The 15,653-nt window shown below is 70.1% G+C and carries 13 protein-coding genes; 5 read left to right on the forward strand and 8 right to left on the reverse strand.

All coding sequences use genetic code 11. The annotated features are described in order from the left end of the window. The first annotated feature begins 11 nt into the window (after positions 1–11). Positions 12–443 (forward strand): Hsp20/alpha crystallin family protein, encoded by a 432-nt coding sequence (locus ACFYVL_RS08895; protein WP_389242571.1) that lies wholly within the window; start codon positions 12–14, stop codon positions 441–443. Between the two features lie 344 nt (positions 444–787). After that, positions 788–1,231 (forward strand): DUF2267 domain-containing protein, encoded by a 444-nt coding sequence (locus ACFYVL_RS08900; protein WP_389242261.1) that lies wholly within the window; start codon positions 788–790, stop codon positions 1,229–1,231. Positions 1,232–1,549: 318 nt separating this feature from the next. On the opposite strand, the gene ACFYVL_RS08905 is transcribed toward ACFYVL_RS08900, so the two are convergent. Both ACFYVL_RS08905 and ACFYVL_RS08910 read right to left on the reverse strand, forming a co-directional pair. Further along, positions 1,550–2,836, reverse strand: a complete 1,287-nt coding sequence (locus ACFYVL_RS08905; RefSeq protein WP_389242263.1) for a hypothetical protein — start codon at positions 2,834–2,836, stop codon at positions 1,550–1,552. A 198-nt stretch (positions 2,837–3,034) separates the two neighbouring features. Then, the gene (locus tag ACFYVL_RS08910; protein WP_389242265.1) at positions 3,035–4,246 is read right to left on the reverse strand and encodes a hypothetical protein; all 1,212 of its coding nucleotides are present in this window, start codon (positions 4,244–4,246) and stop codon (positions 3,035–3,037) included. A 310-nt stretch (positions 4,247–4,556) separates the two neighbouring features. Here ACFYVL_RS08910 and ACFYVL_RS08915 point away from each other — a divergent pair, with 310 nt between their 5' ends. Beyond that, positions 4,557–5,486, forward strand: a complete 930-nt coding sequence (locus tag ACFYVL_RS08915; protein WP_389242266.1) for a L,D-transpeptidase — start codon at positions 4,557–4,559, stop codon at positions 5,484–5,486. A 173-nt stretch (positions 5,487–5,659) separates the two neighbouring features. Here the strand turns inward: ACFYVL_RS08915 and ACFYVL_RS08920 are convergent, their stop codons facing one another. Beyond that, entirely contained in the window at positions 5,660–6,118 is a 459-nt protein-coding gene (locus ACFYVL_RS08920) for a hypothetical protein (protein WP_389242268.1), read from the reverse strand. Positions 6,119–7,226: 1,108 nt separating this feature from the next. Beyond that, on the reverse strand, positions 7,227–8,093 hold the full coding sequence (locus tag ACFYVL_RS08925) for a helix-turn-helix domain-containing protein (RefSeq protein WP_389242270.1): 867 nt from the start codon (positions 8,091–8,093) through the stop codon (positions 7,227–7,229). A 537-nt stretch (positions 8,094–8,630) separates the two neighbouring features. Between ACFYVL_RS08925 and ACFYVL_RS08930 the strand changes: the two genes are divergently transcribed. After that, positions 8,631–9,317: an ANTAR domain-containing protein gene (locus ACFYVL_RS08930; RefSeq protein ID WP_389242272.1), complete on the forward strand. Its 687-nt coding sequence runs from the start codon at positions 8,631–8,633 to the stop codon at positions 9,315–9,317. Between the two features lie 194 nt (positions 9,318–9,511). Here ACFYVL_RS08930 and ACFYVL_RS08935 read toward each other — a convergent pair whose 3' ends face one another. Continuing rightward, positions 9,512–9,880, reverse strand: coding sequence for a fluoride efflux transporter FluC (locus ACFYVL_RS08935; RefSeq protein WP_389242274.1), 369 nt, complete (start codon positions 9,878–9,880; stop codon positions 9,512–9,514). After that, complete coding sequence (locus ACFYVL_RS08940) at positions 9,877–10,416, reverse strand: fluoride efflux transporter FluC (protein WP_389242573.1); 540 nt, start codon at positions 10,414–10,416, stop codon at positions 9,877–9,879. The genes ACFYVL_RS08935 and ACFYVL_RS08940 overlap by 4 nt, the downstream gene beginning before the upstream one ends. 54 nt (positions 10,417–10,470) lie before the next feature. Here ACFYVL_RS08940 and ACFYVL_RS08945 point away from each other — a divergent pair, with 54 nt between their 5' ends. Beyond that, positions 10,471–11,196: a hypothetical protein gene (locus tag ACFYVL_RS08945; protein ID WP_389242276.1), complete on the forward strand. Its 726-nt coding sequence runs from the start codon at positions 10,471–10,473 to the stop codon at positions 11,194–11,196. Between the two features lie 33 nt (positions 11,197–11,229). Here ACFYVL_RS08945 and ACFYVL_RS08950 read toward each other — a convergent pair whose 3' ends face one another. Next, positions 11,230–12,111: an IS5 family transposase gene (locus ACFYVL_RS08950; RefSeq protein WP_389242278.1), complete on the reverse strand. Its 882-nt coding sequence runs from the start codon at positions 12,109–12,111 to the stop codon at positions 11,230–11,232. A gap of 780 nt (positions 12,112–12,891) precedes the next feature. Next, complete coding sequence (locus tag ACFYVL_RS08955; protein WP_389242280.1) at positions 12,892–15,006, reverse strand: hypothetical protein; 2,115 nt, start codon at positions 15,004–15,006, stop codon at positions 12,892–12,894. Positions 15,007–15,653: the final 647 nt, after the last annotated feature.

Genomic DNA, 15,653 nt, shown 5'->3' on the forward strand with positions numbered 1-15,653 from the left:
AGGTGTTCGCCATGTTGATGCGAACAGAAGCGCTGCGGGAGCTGGATCGGCTGGCGCAGCAGGTTCTGGGTTCGGGGACCTGGTCGCGCCCGTCGGCGATGCCGATGGACGTCTACCGCGAGGGCGACCGGTACGTGGTGGCCTTTGACATTCCCGGTGTCAGTGCGGAGGCGATCGATGTCGGGGTCGAGCGGAATACGCTCACCGTGCGGGCCGAGCGGCGGCCGACGGCGAAGGCGGAGGGGGCGGCGACGGAGCTGTCCGAACGTCCTCTGGGTATTTTCGCCCGCCAAGTCGAGCTCGCCGACACTCTCGACACCGAGAACATTCAGGCCGGCTACGACGCGGGGGTGCTCACCCTGCACATCCCGATCGCGGAGAACGCCAAGCCCCGCAAGATCTCCATCGGCCCTGTGACCGGCCATGAGGAGATCTCCGGCTGACGTCGGCATGACCCGTGCGGTGGGCGGGTTCACTATCCCCGCTCGCCGCACCCGGTGGCCGTCCAGTCGCGAAGGGCGACTGGTGTGGTTGGCGATTGCCGTCGTGGCCCCCGCCAGCGCCCTTCCGCCGTCGCCGTCCCCCGGGCGAGAAGGAGGTGACTTCGATTGCGCGGTCCGCCTCGGCGCGCCGGGCCCCCGCCCGGGATCTCTCCGTTCCCACCGTCAGCTCAGGGCCGCCAGGACCATGTGAGGTGAGCTGCCGTGCACCCGAGGGCCAGCCTGGCTGGTTTGCCCCGCCCCGTTGCGCGCCCCGGCCCTAGCTGACGAGAAAGGAAGGAATCACCGTGATCACAGATGCGCCTGCAGCGCTTGAGCACCAGCAGCCCTACGGCGCGGCCTACGGGAAGATGCTGGAAAAGGTCCGTTACGAGGGCGCCTATCCCACCCGCGAGCGGGCCGATGAAGCCGTCCGGCTGGTCCTGGCCGGGCTCGGGCGGCAGCTGGCAGGCGACGAGCGCGTGGACCTGGCCACCTGCCTGCCGGTCGAGGCCGCTCGGATCCTGGCCTCGGAGGTGCCCGAGCCGCGGCAGCTGACCGGCTGCGGCTTCGTCGAGGACCTCGCCGCAAGGTCCGGCGGTTCTCTGGCTACCACACGCTGGGACGCCAGCGCCGTCTTTGCGGCGGTCACCGCCCTCGTCAGTCCGGGGCTGATCAGCAGGATCCTCGACCAACTCCCGGCGGGCTACGCGCTGATGTTCGGCCGGGTCGAACTCAACGGCGCAAGATAGGAGCACCATTCCCCTGACGCGCCGGCGAGAGGCGGGCGAATGAGGAAGGACTGCGTGGGGCCGCCCTGCTCGGCCCCACGCCTGCGGACTCTCCCGCCATTGCGCCGGAGCAGTCCTGCACTCCGATCTGCGCGGCGTTGCCCCCTGGGAACCTCGACGCTCACCGCAGCCAGGCGCAGGACCTCGGCTTCTTGCCGGGCGGACCGGGACGGCACTTTGCGGACATCACGTGAGTCCGCTGCGGCGTGCTGGGCACCGGCCCGCACACGGCCGCCGGGACGCGCAACCTCCAGCGAGCGCGGACAGTCCTTGCGGCCGTCAGATCAGAAAGGGTGCGAACTTCGGGTGGCCGACGGGAATGAGCCGCTCGCTCTCCGCACCGCTGGCGATGATCCTGCCGCCGATGCGCACCGTGGTCACCGGTCCTTCGATCTCGACAGCGTTGGTGCCGGCGCCGCTCGTGCGGATGTCTCCGCCCACCTCCAGCCGGTCCAGGCTGCCGCCCGGTTTGACGCTGAACGCCACCGCGGACAGTTCCATCTGCACGCCCTTGACGAGACTCATACCGGTGGAGCCCGTGGTCACCACGTCTCCCAGGACACGGATGGGCCCCGAGGGGCAGCCCAGCTGGATGCCCACAGCACCGTTGCCGTGAGTGGTGATGGAGGCGAACTCCGCGCGGCCGGTTGAACCGCTGTAGAGGTTGTACCCGCGGGCGCCGGCACCGTCGGTCCGCAGCGGTCCGGCGACCCTGAGCGAACCGATCTCACCGAAGTTGACGAAGCCTATGCCGCTGGGCCCGTAGGAAAGGACGGCACTGTGCGCCTCCCAGCTGGTCACGGTGCCCCAGTTGTCGAGGACCATGTCGTTCTGCCCGTGCGTGATCACCTCGCTGTGGTTGACGACGCTTTCGACCTCCGCGCCGGAGGCGACAAACACACCGCCGGAGATCACGTCGGGTGTACGCGGGGCGATGCCTCCGTCGGTGACCACGATGCCGGTGGTCAGCTCGTCGACCACCAGCCGCCCCGCGTCCGTGAAGGCGCCCCCGGCGACGAACACGCCGCTGCCGCGGACCGGGACTTCGTCCGTACCCACGGAGATGTCGCGCAGGGTGGCGTGCACCACCGAGTCGGCGTCCCGCTGCCGGTTCCACACCGTGAAGCCGCCCTGCAGGACCTCCACGTTGTAGCCTCGCGCCCGCTGCTCTCTGCCGCGGACGTCCGCCTCGGCGACCTGCACGCGTTCCGCGACGACGCGTCCGCTTCTGAGGACGTCCTGGAAGACCAGGGCGATCTGGCCCCGGGTCGTGATGTCCTGGAGTTCCAGTGTGCCCAGTGATGCCACGCTGGTGTCGGTGCACAGCGCGATCTCGGATGGTGTCGTCTCGATGGTGAGCCCGCGGATCGTGTTGTCGCTCGTGACCACCACTCCCCGGCCGCCGAAGCGCAGCACGGCACCCTCACGCCCTATCAGGACGGTTCCCGGGGGAAGGACAACTGACGGCATCCCGGAAAGTGTTCCGCTGACTTCGATCTGCTCGGCCCGGTCCGCCAGGGCCTGCTGCAGACCTGCTGCCGTCGACACGGTCCTCACCTGCGTCATCTTTCTGCTCCTCTCCTTCATACGAGCAAGATCCCTTGGCTGGAACCGCGCCCGTCCCATGCGGTTCCTGCTGGTCCCGGGGTGCCGGGGCGGCTCTGCTGTCCGCCGGGCCGGCCGGGCGCCCGGCAGCGCAGGACGCTGCCGGGCGTCCGCAGGGTGACCCCGGGTACCGACGGTTCCCGGGGTCACGGCGCACTGCTACTTCTTGTCGGTGGGCGGCAGAACGCGGTGCAGGGTGGAGCACTTGGGCGACATGGCTGTGGCCGGCTCGCAGTTGGAGCCCGGTGCCGTCACGCTGTTGCGGAGGTACAGGTCGCCCGTGGGCACCCGGTTCACAGTGACGCTGTAGCGCAGAGTGACCGCCTTGTGGGCACCCACAGCGCCCTGCCAGTGCACCGCCCCGCCGCTGAAGCGTGCAGTGCCGGAGGTCGCCTTGAGGCTGCCGCGGTTGAAGCGGGCGTCGTCCAGGACCCCGGCGAGGTTGTCGGTGGCGCGGGCAGCGGGGAAGTCCACGCCGGTGGGGTTGGTGATCCTCACGGTGTAGCCCACCCTGCCACCGGCCTTGACCCGTCCACCGGCCTTGACCCGTCCACTGGGCGTGGCGGTCTTGGCGATGTCCAGCCGCGGCTTGAGCGCCTCGGCCGACACGTTGAAGATCCACTCATCGGGTGTGAAGTTTCCGGCCTTGGCGGCGAAGAGATCCGCCTTGAAGGTCAGGGAGGTGACCGTGCCGTTCACGCGGACACTTCCGCACCCCGCCAGGGCGCGGGCGAGCCGCTGCTCGGAGCAGGACACACTGGCACTGACCTCGTCGGCGCCGAAGCCGGTAGCGCCGGCGCGCAGGTTGGTCGCCCCGGCCAGCGGCCCGCTCAGAGTCGCACCGGCCGGCTGTGATCCGGTCAGCCGCAGACGCGTCGAGGAGTAGTCCTCCGGCTCGGTTCCACTCTTGAACGCGCCGAGTCCGGCCACATGCAGGACCGGGTTACGGACGGGCTTGTTGAACGTCAGCGTGACCGTGCCGCGGTCGGGGCAGACCGTGGCCCCGGCATCGCGACACCCGCCGTCGATGGTCCTCAGCTCCAGCCAGCGGGAATTGGCGGGCATATGCGGGCGGAACATGCCCGGTGTGGCTCCCCGGTTGTCCATGCCGACGTTGGACGCCACTACCTGCTGATTCGCGTCGGGTGTGCCGACGTCCATGGTCAGTCCGTCGGGGAAGGTGGCCCGCGCCTGGGTGGGTCCCGAGCTGGTCCACGAGGCCACCGGGGCGGGCGCCATCGGCGCCAGCATCGCGGAACCCGGCACGGAGGCACCGTCCGCGGCGCTGGCGTGTGCCGGGAGCGCCAGCACAGCGATCGAGACGGCGGAGGACACCAGGGCCGAGCAGGCGGCGAGTCGGTGAGTGTTCACAATTGTCCTTTCTGGACGGGGAGTTCTCTTCCGGGATGACTATTTCGCCGCGAGCTCCAAGATCAATCCGCTCTTACCCGTTTGGCGTATCAGCACTCAAGGCAAGCCAATTGCCGCCCTGGCCTGCATTTCCTCTTCCGTGGAATGGGCCCAACACCATTTGATTCCTTGCCGTGTTGCACTCCGAAGGAGCAACCAAATTGCGTTCCGGTGGCCAATTGGTGTGCAGGAGAGCAGGTTTGTGGACGTCCCTCACCGGCGTCGCGCCGACTTGGACCCGACGCCTTTCCCTTCGCGAAAGGACGCAGCCATGCCTGCCTTCTTCCGATCAGGCCCGCCCCGCCGCTCCCCCGGCCCGCTCCATGCCCGAGTGTGGGCGGCCGCCGGAATCCTCACCCTCACCTGCCTGTTGGGCGGCGGGCATGCCTTCGCCGACGAAGCTCCCGGGTCGTCCACGCGCACTCCGCGAGCCGACCGGGGCCATGGGGCGGAAACCGGCCAGGACCTGCCGTATCCCCTCAATCTTCCCGGGGAGGGCATCACTCCCGACCAGAGCGAGGACTTCGCCCCTGACCAGCAGTCAGCCGGGCCCGACGTGCCGAACCCCCGCCCGCTGCTGCCCACGCCGCCTCCCAGGAGTTCGCTGCGGGCGGCACCCTCGCCCTGCACCACAACGGCCGGTTCCCGCCAGCGCCAGGTGGAGTCCTTCCTGGGACTCACCTCCGACGGCCGCCAGTCCCCGGCCGACTGCAAGGCCATCCAGAACTACCAACGCCAACAGGGCATCCGGCCCGCCCAGGGGCTTGCCGGCCCCATCACCTATACCTCGCTGTACGCCCGCTGGGCAGCGAAGAATCCGAGTCGGCTGCGCGGCTGCCCCAGCAGCACGAAGCGCATGGTCTGCGTCGACCTGAATCATCAAATCCTGTGGGTCGTCCACGGCAAGAAGCTCCTCCTCAAACCCGTTCCGATCCGCAGCGGACGCCCCTCGCACCCCACCCGCACCGGGAGCTTCAGCGTCTACTGGCGCCACAAGGACCACTGGTCCTCGCTGTACAACGCCCCGATGCCCCACGCCCAGTTCTTCTCCAAGGGACAGGCGTTCCACGGCATTTATGGAAACCTCTTCCAGGACCCGGGCTCCTACGGTTGCGTCAACCTGCGCTACCAGGACGCCCAGCAGCTGTGGAAGACGCTCCGCTCGTCGGACCAGGTCCGCATCTGGGGGCGGCGCCCCTGACCGGAGAGCAGGTGCCCCGCGCACCGGTGCCGTCTGAGGGGTGACAACCCGGCTGTGCAGCAGGCGCGTTGGGGGCCTGCATCCCAGGTGGAAGCACGCTGGTTGGCGGGTTCGGCTGCCCCCCGCGCAGTCGAACCCGCCGGCCAGCGCGCCGGTGCTGGGGCCAGTGCCGGCTACGGGCCCGATGAGCCGTCCGCCGCGGAGCGGTTTCGACCTGCTGGCTCCTGCCGCTGGGCGGCTACGGATTCAGTGAGGGTCGCCACGTGCACGCCCAGCGCCAAGGCGTGGTGGAAGGCGTCGTCCATCAAGAGCTGGTCCCTTTTCACCGGGGGGAAGACGTCGTCGTAGGTCTTTTTCGCTCGGGCCCGAATCAGGCTGCGCCCTTCCGTCACGGCCCGGATGTAGCGCGGGTACAGCCTCTCGGGAACCCCGTTGGTTACGGCGTCGAATACGAGGACGTGGAAGGCCGCCTCCATTTCGAGCACTGCCTGAACGACCGTGTCCCAGCCGGGAAATATGCGCGTCCCGGCCACGCAGGTGACGAGCGCACGGATCTCTTCCAGGTCGGCGCGGCCCCGACCGGTCTTGTCGAACCGGATCAGATTGGGAGAATCCCCCCAAGAAGGTTCCATCGGCTGAAAGTCCTTTCCCTGAAGGCCGGGTGCTGTCTGCCGGAGGCCACGCGTGAGAGGCGGCAGGGGCATCAGGCCGCCCGGCGAGGCTGCCGGCCAAGCGTGGGCACATGGCCGGACACCTCTCGTCTGCGCGGCAGGCGGCAGCGCCCCGGGGCGGGCCGATGGGAGAGTCCGCCGCCGTCCCCGTGGAATCACCGTGGTCGCACGTGGTGTTCGCACACGACCCGCCCGGCCAGAGAGCCGAGGCCGCCCTGACGGCCCGACCAGGTGGTGGACTGCGCGGCACCGTCCGCCGCACACCGGCATCCGGCGCTCCCAGAACGTCAGCACTGTTGGCCTCGTATGCCCTCATCGGCCCACCTCCCAGGACCTCCTCAGCCGGGCCGCGGCAAGCGGCGGCGCAGTGCCGCCTGCAAACCGGTTTCCCGGCACGGCAGGTCGGACTGCCGACCGCAAGGCAGCAGCGTGGTGCGCCCCGCCCGCGCCGCGGCCCCCGGCGAGAAGGGCCTGGCGCGGGCGGGACCGGGGCGCGAGTCGACGCCCCGTGCACGCACCCCTTACAGACAGGGACTGCGGGGTGCGCGGTCCCACACTAACGGAATGAGATTCCCGGCGCGAGATTCTCACCGCACGCGTGTCGCTATACGGCCACGCGCAGCCCGGGCACAGGCGCGCGGAGGGCGGCTGCGCGGGCCGTCCTCTCGTACGGGGCAGGGGCGTGCAGTGTTCACGGGCTGTGGACGCCAAGACGTCGAGGGGATCCGGCTGTCGCTGACGCACGCAGGGCCAACGCCCCTGCCGGCAAGAACGGCGCCGGGCCGGGGCGCGCCGCGCAGCGGCGGCGGACCCCTCGCCTGCACCGCCCCTCGACAGGGATGCGGCGCAGGCGAGGGCGGGGTGCGGCGGATGAGCGCGACCGCCGCACCCCGCACACAGCCTCCGTGCCAGCCAGGCGTACGGAGGGTGCTGCCGGACGGTAGCGCAGGCGAGATTCCCAATAAGTGATTCCCGGTCGGCGTGTCGCCGGTCTATTCGCAGGAGGGCCGCGTGTGGCGCCTTCCGCCGCTTACCGCGTACGGCGACGGCGCCGGCAGCTCGGTGCGGTTCAGGAGAGCGTTGCCGGTGACTCCTCGGCGAGGGTCTCGATCAGTTTCAGCGAGGCGGGCTCGGAGAGCGAGGCGGCCTGCAGTCTGGCGAACACGGACCGGTGGCGGGCGAGTTCCTCGGCGCCCTCCTGGTAGAAGGCCCCGCCGAGGGTGGTGTAGTGCACTACGTCGAACTCGTAGGCGTAGGGACCCCGGAAGTACGTGAATCCTCCTTCGGCACCGCAGAATCCCGCCGACAGCGGCAGCACCTGAAGGTGGAGTGCCAGGTGCGGGGCGGTGGCACTGCGGACGAGAGCGGACAGCTGCTCGGCCATGACCGCTGTCCCGCCCACCGGGCGCCGCAGTGCGGCCTCGTCCAGGACCACGTGGAACGGTGAGGCGCGCCTGAGGACTTCCTGGCGTCGCAGCCGGAACTCCACGAGCGCAGCGACGTCCTCGTGCGGCAGGTCCTCCGCGCCGTCCCGGACGGCCGCTTCGGCGTACGCCCGGGTCTGCAGCAGGTCCGGAATACGGGAGGGAGCCCACTGCCAGGACTGCCAGCCTTCGTGCTCCAGCGCCACCAGCGGCAGGATCTGCTTCGGAACCGCCGGAGGGGCCGACTGCCACCATGTCTTGACCTTCGCCGTCACGGCGAGTTCCACCGCAGCCGCACGGATGTCGTCCGGCGCACCGTACGCCCGGCACAGGGCCTCGACGAGCGGCACCCTGGCGGTGGCATCCGACCTCTCCGCCCGGTGGACCGCCGCCCGGGAGGTGTGGCTCGCGGCCCCGGCCTCCTCCAGCGTCATGCCTGCGCTGGCCCGCAGCCGGCGCAGCAGTACGGCCAGCTGACGGCGGCGCGTGGACGGTCCTGGCTCTTCTGGCATTTCTCTGATCCCTCCCGGTGACACCCCGAGTGTCCCGGCCCGGGTCCGCGCGCAGCAACTCCCGTCGGCCCGGACCGCGAGGTCCACCCGTTCGATGAAACGGATCCCAATACGGGATTCCTGACACGGGAATCTCAGAATCGGGCTCTCGGAGACGGTGCGCGGCGCCCGTTGTCCCCTATGCTCCTACGTGGCCGTGCGGACCTCACCCACGCGTACGGCCGCACTGCGCCCCGGCCGTCGGTGTGTGCAACACCGGCCGGGGCGCACCTGGCGCATGGGCCGTGAACCGGTGACGAACCCGAGCCCGGACTGGGCTTTCGTCCCCCAGCCGGAGGCCCGGACGCCTGTGGCTGACGGGTACTGCTGGCGGCTCCGGATGGCACCAGTAGGCGGGAATGCCCGCCAACCGGTGCCTGAATCCTGGATAGTTGCAGGAGGAACCCTGTCCGGATACGCCGGGGGCGGGGGCGAGCAGCAGAGCGGAGGTGGGGCGTGACGTCACCCCCGCAGCGAGAATCCCACCGTCTGCCAGGCGTGCCCGGGCCGCCTGGCGCACCCGTTCCGTGGCCGCTGGGACTCTGTGCGCAGGCACTCGACCTCGACGGCCTGGGGCTTCGCCTCGCCACCGACAGCACGGCGGCCGAGGTGGTGCACATCTCCGGGGAGCGCGCGCTCGCGCTGGAGGATCTGCAGCAGACCCAGGGCCAGGGGCCCAGCGTCGACGCCGTCCACCTCGGCACCCCGCTGCTGGTGCCCGATGTGAAAGACCCCGCCACCAACGCCGACGGCCGCTGGCCCACCCTGCCCGTCGCCCTCCAGGAACTCGGCATCTGCGCGGTGTTCGCGTTCCCTCTGCGCATCGGCGCCACCACGCTCGGCGCGCTCACCGGGCACCGCGTCCGGCCCGGGCAACTCGGCATCGACCAGTTCCTCGACTCTCTCGCCCTGGCCGATCACCTCGCCGAGCGGGCCCTGGACCAGGCGGCCCGCCCGCAGGACGAGGCTGTCACCCCCGCCGACGCACCGGGCCTGCCCTTTGCTGCGGTGCATCAGGCCACCGGCATGGTTGCCGCCCAGCTCGCCATCCCCTGCGCCGAGGCCCTGGCCCTGTTGCGTGGCTACGCCTACGCCCACCACCGGCCACTGCTGTCCTGCGCCGACGATGTTCTCCACCGCCGCCTGCACCTCCCCCGGCCTGACCGCCAGCCGCAGGAGGACTGACCGCCGCGCGAGGGACGGTGGCCAGGGCGGGGCCGCGGCTCTGTGCCGAACGGACCGTGTGCGAACTCCCCCGGGGCCGGGCGGGATTCCACACCGCGCCACGGTGCCGTTCCGCCGGTTTCGGTACCGCGGTGCACATCGCGCCGGCCGCGGTTCGACCGGACCGGAAACGCGGCGTTGGCGGTGCGGTCGCTTCAGCCGACCAGGGTGTGCGCGAGCGTGGTGGCGAGGTACGCGGCACCGAGCCCGGCGGGGATGCTGGCGGCGGCATTGGCTGCGGCGAGGGACGCCGCTCCGGTCTCGGCCAGGCGCACGCTCTCGAAGGAGAACGTCGAGTAGGTGCTGAGCGTCGCACACAGACCAGGGCCGATCAGGTCCTGGAGTGCGGCGGGGACGGCGGTGGCGGCGCCGGTCAGGAATCCGAGACCGGCACAGGCCACGAGGTTGACCGTGAACGTGCCCCACGGAAAACCTGTGTGGTGGCTGGCCTGGATGGCGCGGTCGGTGAGGTAGCGCGCCGGGGCGCCGATGGCCGCCCCGACGATGACCATCAGCCAGTTCATGACTGCCCCCGTTCTGCGGCCGTGCGCGGCGGGAGGAAGGCGAGGCGCGTGAGGGCGGCTGCGGCCCAGACCGCGGCGAACGCAGCAAGCACGGTGAGTGCCGCGTACAGCAACCCGCTGCCGGGCCGCCCGTGGTCGACAAGTCGTTGCGTGTCGATCGTCGCGGTGGAGAAGGTGGTGTAACCGCCCAGGACACCCGTGCCGAGGAACGGGCGGGCAAGCGGATGGACGGTGTACCTCTCGCCGATCAGCACCATCAACATGCCCATGGCGGCGCAGCCAGTGACGTTGATCCACAGGACGGTCCAGGGGAACGCGGTGGGGGTAGTCGGCCACAGGAGGGTGGCGCCGTAGCGGGCGCAGGCACCGATGACGCCGCCGCACGCGATGACGGCAAGGATCTCGGACCGTCGGTTCCTGGGGCGTGGTGCCTTTTCGGGAGGCCACGGGTCGATGGCGGTGTCCGGGTCGGCGGGTTCGGCCTGCCAGCCGGCGGCCGGTGCGGGGTGTTCGGGGCGGTCTAGGGCCTGTCCGATGAGTCAAGAACAGGGACGTCCGATCAGGCCGTCATGAGGCGCTTTAATGCCCAGGTGGTGAACTGGACGCAGATGCACGACTGCTACGGGGATGTCGATCGAGTCCCCGTGCTTCTGGAACAGGTGGAGCTGGAGGACGACGCCGAAGCATGGAAGGAACTGGGATACCGGCTGGTCCTCGAACACGACCTCGTCTTCCCCGCCAGCTTTGCCGCCTTGCCGCGCCTGATGTGCCTTGCCTCCAGGAGTGCACGGGCGCGTGCACTGGCGGGAACGATCCTGCGGCGCGCGGCAGGACATCATGGCTGTGATGATCTGCTGGCGGACTGCGCCGACGAGATCTCCGGGTTCCGTGAGTTGCTGGACCGGCACCTGCAATCGCGGCCGGTCGACTACCTCCCGGCCTTCCTCGATTCGCTCGCGGCCATGGAGGAGTACCACTGGAGTGCCGTCCTGGGGGACTTCACGGACGACTTCTACCACCTGGCGTGCCCCCACTGCGCCGTGGAAGTGACGATCGCCGTCGGGGACCACGGGCGCTATTCAGCGATCCGGGACTGGAACCTGGGCGACGTGGACCGCCGTGACCTACGGCCGGCGCCCTCCGAGGCGCTCTCCGGTACCGGCCGATGGATGTACGAGACTGCCGTCCGCGACGGGCGCGAGGCACTCGCTGACGGAATCGCCTACCTCTTCGGCAAGGCTGAATGCCCACGCTGTGCCAGCGTGTTCGACATCGCGGCCGAGTACACATCCGCCAACCGACCCGTCCTGCGGTAGGCCAGGGCGGGGCGGAAGCAGGCGAGAAGGGGCTCACGAGCGGAGCCAGAGCCGGATCGCGGTGACGGTCACCGTGCCGTGGAAGATGTAAGCCCGTTTGTCGAATCGAGTGGCCACGGCACGGAAGCCCTTGAGGGCGTTGATCGTTCGCTCGACCTCGTTCCTGCGGGCATACCGGGTCCGGTCGAAGCCGGTGGGCCGCCCGCCCTTGCTACCGCGGTTTCGTCGGTGGGCTTGCTGGTCGCGGCGCTCGGGGATGGTGTGCCAGATCTGTCTGCGTCGCAGATAGCGGCGGTTGTGGCGGGAGCTATACGCCTTGTCGCCGCTGAGATGCTCCGGGCGAGTGCGAGGGCGTCCGCCGGCCCAACGCGGCACGCGCACGCGCTCCAGTACCGGGATCATCTGCGGTCCATCGCCTGCCTGCCCCGGTGTGATGAGTACGGCTAGCGGACGCCGTCCGCCTTCACCTACCAAATGGATCTTCGTGGTCAGCCCTCCTCGGGAACGGCCCAGCCCTTCGTCGTCCCGATGATGAGCGGGCCGACTTCGCTTGCCGGGGACGCGCGGAGGCTGCTTGCGTGCACCGGCCGCATGCTGATGTGCCCGGCAGACCGTCGAGTCCACCCCCGCCATCGTCCAGTCGAGACGGCCCTCGCTATCGGCGTCGGCTTGGACGGCCTGCAAGATCCTGTCCCAGGTGCCGTCCGCCGACCACCTGCGGTGCCTGTCATGCACCGTCTTCCACTTGCCGAATCGCATGGGCAGGTCCCGCCATGGGATGCCGGTCCGATGCCGGAAGAGAATGCCGTTGATCACCACCCGGTGGCTCTTCCACCGCCCGCCTCGGCCTGCACTCATTGGCAGGTGCGGTGCCAGCCGGGCCCACTCCGCATCGGTCAGATCACCCCGCCCCACAACGAACGGAACGATTCACCAGTCAGCCTGTCACGCGACCCATCGGACAGGCCCTAGGTCCACAGCTTCAGGCTCCTACCTGATCGTCTCGTATCCGCACGCTCGCGCGCGGAAAGGTCAGGTAGGGACCGTTGGTGACCGGCGACGGCCACGGTTTGGGTACGGCGGGCCCCACCGCCGTACAGCCGCCCGAGGGGAAGCTGCCTCTCCAGGCTACCGGCTCTCCCCACGGCGCCACCGCCGGCGGCGGCCGGCCAGGGGTTGCGCACACGCCCATGCAGCGCAGGCGGGCCGTTACGGGGAGCTGTCCCCCCGGGTGGAGGAACTGTGCGCGCCGCCGAGACCCGTGACGCGGCGGCACGGCGGGGCACCGCCCGGGGACCCCCGTGCGCCACCTGAGAGTGCCGGTCCAAGAGGCGCACGGGAACCGCCTCCCCGTGTGCACCGCCCTATCCGTGCTTGCCGGCGGGGTATCTTCACCGCGTGGATCCCTTCAACCAGGCCCCGCACCTCGTCACCCTCGCCCAGCAGCGCGCGCAGCGAGCGACAGAGAGAGCGGTGCACGCAAGTTCTGCTGCCAGTCGGATCACGCGCAGGCAGTGCCGAGAACTCCTGGAACGCGTCGCCGAACGCCACAGAGTCAGTGCGGACTGCCACCAGAGAGCGACGGACCTGATTGACGCTACGGCGCGTACTCTCGCCAAGTACTCACCGCAGGGCCCCTGAGCCGCAGGCCACGTCGCCCACGCCACCGCGGGATCGGCGTCACCGCGCCCGCGGTCATTCCATGCCGAGTTCGTGGTGGGCCACTCCGCCGTACACCGTCACGGTGCCGTCCGGCGCCATCTCCCCCCAGGGGGACTGCGGGAGCGAGCGGTCGACGACGCTGGCACTGCAGCCCTCGCAGCACTCGAAGCAGTCCTGCCAGGCCGTCACGTCTGCTTCGCCAGTCGGGTCACGCATCGTGTGGATGTCGTGGCCGGCGCATTCGTCGTCGGCGCAGGGTGCGCCGTGGCCGCAGTCATCGGTGCCGCAGGGGCAGGGGTCGGCGCATGCTGCTGGTTCCCAGTTCTGCGTGGCCGCCGCGCGCTGCTGGGGTGACCTGCGGTCGGCCGTCAGGGCGTCCACCACTGCGCGTCGGGGCGCTCCGGTCGCCTCCTGCAGCGCCTGGGCGAGCGCGACCACGTCGCCCAGGTCGGGCCGGATGCCCGACAGCCAAAGGGTGGGTTCCTCCGACGGGTCGCGGCCGTTGCGATACAGCCGTGCGAAGAAGGAGCGCGTTCCGGTGTCGTATCCCCAGTCGCTGCCCCGGTCCCACCCCTGCAGCGGCAGGGGAAGGGTGAAGTCTGCGAACAGGCGCTGCCCCAGGGGCACGTAGAGCGCGGTCATCCGGTGCCAGGGGCAGTGCGCCAGGTCGCGGCCGACGACGGTGGTGCAGGTGTCGTCCAGTGCCGGGTTTCCCCGGCAGCGCCGCTGGGACCGGTGGTTGCGGCAGTACGCGTCCGTCACCGCGATGAGCTGGTCGCACTGGATCCCGCCCTCGTCGCCGGGGGCAGCGCAGCGCTGACGGTGAGCAGCGGGCGGGTGCGTGTGGGGCGCAGTGCCGGTGGCCCGCTGCCGTTCGACCTCGCGGTGGATCCTGGCGATGCTCTCGTTGCGTGCCGCGCCATGCAGCGGATAGACCGTTCCTTTCGTGGTCAGCAGCCGGATGAAGGTGTCCGATGTCAGTGGTGGCTCCAGGAGCAGCCGCAGAGCGTCGTCACCCACTTCGTACTCCACCGGCTCGCCGGTCCTGAGAACCGTGCGCAGGCGCCGACGGGTGATCATTTGCAGCCAGAGCTCCAGCATCACTTCGCAGTCATCGGAGACCGGCTGGAAGTACCAGCGGTCCTCTGCGTCCCCGGTGGTGGCGATGCCCCGGTGCGCCTGCGTCCGCGACGCCTCCTTCGCCCGCTCGCGCAGGCCCTGCGCCCGGGCCAGCGTGGTCAGATCCAGCCGTGCCGGGGCACCGGCGGCCAGGCGCCGTGCGGCGTACAGGGTGTCCACCGTCTTCGCGGCCAGCGCGCCGACGTCCACCAGCTCGCCGTAGGTGCGCAGGCAGCGGTAGTCACCGTCGAAGAGGTTGTGGCCGAGCAACAGGTCGATGTCCTCAACAGCCGCGTTGAGATCCGCCAGGCTGTGGTCTCGGAACGTGTGGAAGGCGCGCTGCCGCCAGACAGTGGCGTCCGCCACGGGGTCCGCTCCCTGACGTTCCATCACCAGAAGGCCCACGACGTCGACGTCCCAGCGCTCCGGCAGCGTGCGCCCCGCCACGCGTGCGTAGTCCACGTCGAGGACCCCCACCGTGCGCGGTGCCCCGGCCGGCAGCGGCACGGGGGCCGCGGCGCTGTAGGCAGGCGGGTGTCCGCCGTAGTGGTCGGCGGCCACGATGGCGGGGTCGGGGGCCACGATCGGCTCCCAGGTCTCCATGACCTCTGCGCTGGCGAAGCCGGCGTCCGCCCGGCCGCGGGTGCTGGCCGAGTGCGCCATGTACAGAGCGAACCCGCGGCGGCGCAGATCCAATGCCCCTTCATCGTCGGCGAGTTGCTGCTGGGAGTAGACCCAGTTGTAGACGGGAACGGCGAGGTTGGTCTGGAGGTACCAACCTGCCTGGAGCGGCGCGCGCGGGGCATCCGGTTGCGGCGTGAAGCCAGACTCATACCCGTCGGGCACCTGGGCCGTGAACTGCAGGGGCGGCTGACCGGCCTCCGTCAGATGGTCGATCAGCGCCTGGAAGGCCCAGCCGCGCGACGGCACCCGCGGGCCGCCGAGGCTGATCTCATCCGGACGGTGGCCCCGGGCGGGAGGTGAACCGTTTCGCTGTGCACGCGCAGGCTTCTTCCTCTTCTTCGGCATGCGCGGGACGGTAACCGACAGCACTGACAGCGGGTGTTCCACCGGTCCGGCCGGGGGCCGCGGGCCGTGTCAGCCCTTTGGTGGCCTCACCGGCGGCCGTGCTGGTTGCCGTGCGGGCCACCACGATCCTTGCCCTGAACCCGGCCCCTCACCGCCCGGACGCCGCGCGTCCGAGCGCGGCGAGGCCGGCTGGGTGCCTTCCTCGGATCCTCGCGGACGGCCTGCTTCCCTAGAACTCGTAGCCGAAGAGAACTACGGCTTTCGAATAGACTCGTCCATCACACCCGCGCACTCCGGGGCATGGGACGGCGAACAGAGGGCGCAAATTCGCGTGGCGAATCGCAACGCCCCCTCTCTTGCCCTTCACGCGACCCTGTCAGCCTGTCAGTGCGGGGCGCCCGGTGCACGACGCCTTGCATGCGGTCGCCGCCGACCTCCCGCACTGCACCGAATTTCGCTAAAGCGAAGACTCCTCTTTTGCATCTGCACGTGCAGAAGGGACCGGATCGCGGCCATCCGCTTGTGGAGAACGGCGCACGCACCCCTCATCCATGATGGTGGAGCGATTGAACTGCGCATTTCTCAGAATTGGTCATATAGAGATTGATGCACGTCCTCAAGTGCCGGAAACATGCCAATTGAGGGCG

The sequence above is a fragment of the Streptomyces sp. NPDC004111 genome, from assembly GCF_042874215.1.
Lineage (GTDB): Bacteria > Actinomycetota > Actinomycetes > Streptomycetales > Streptomycetaceae > Streptomyces.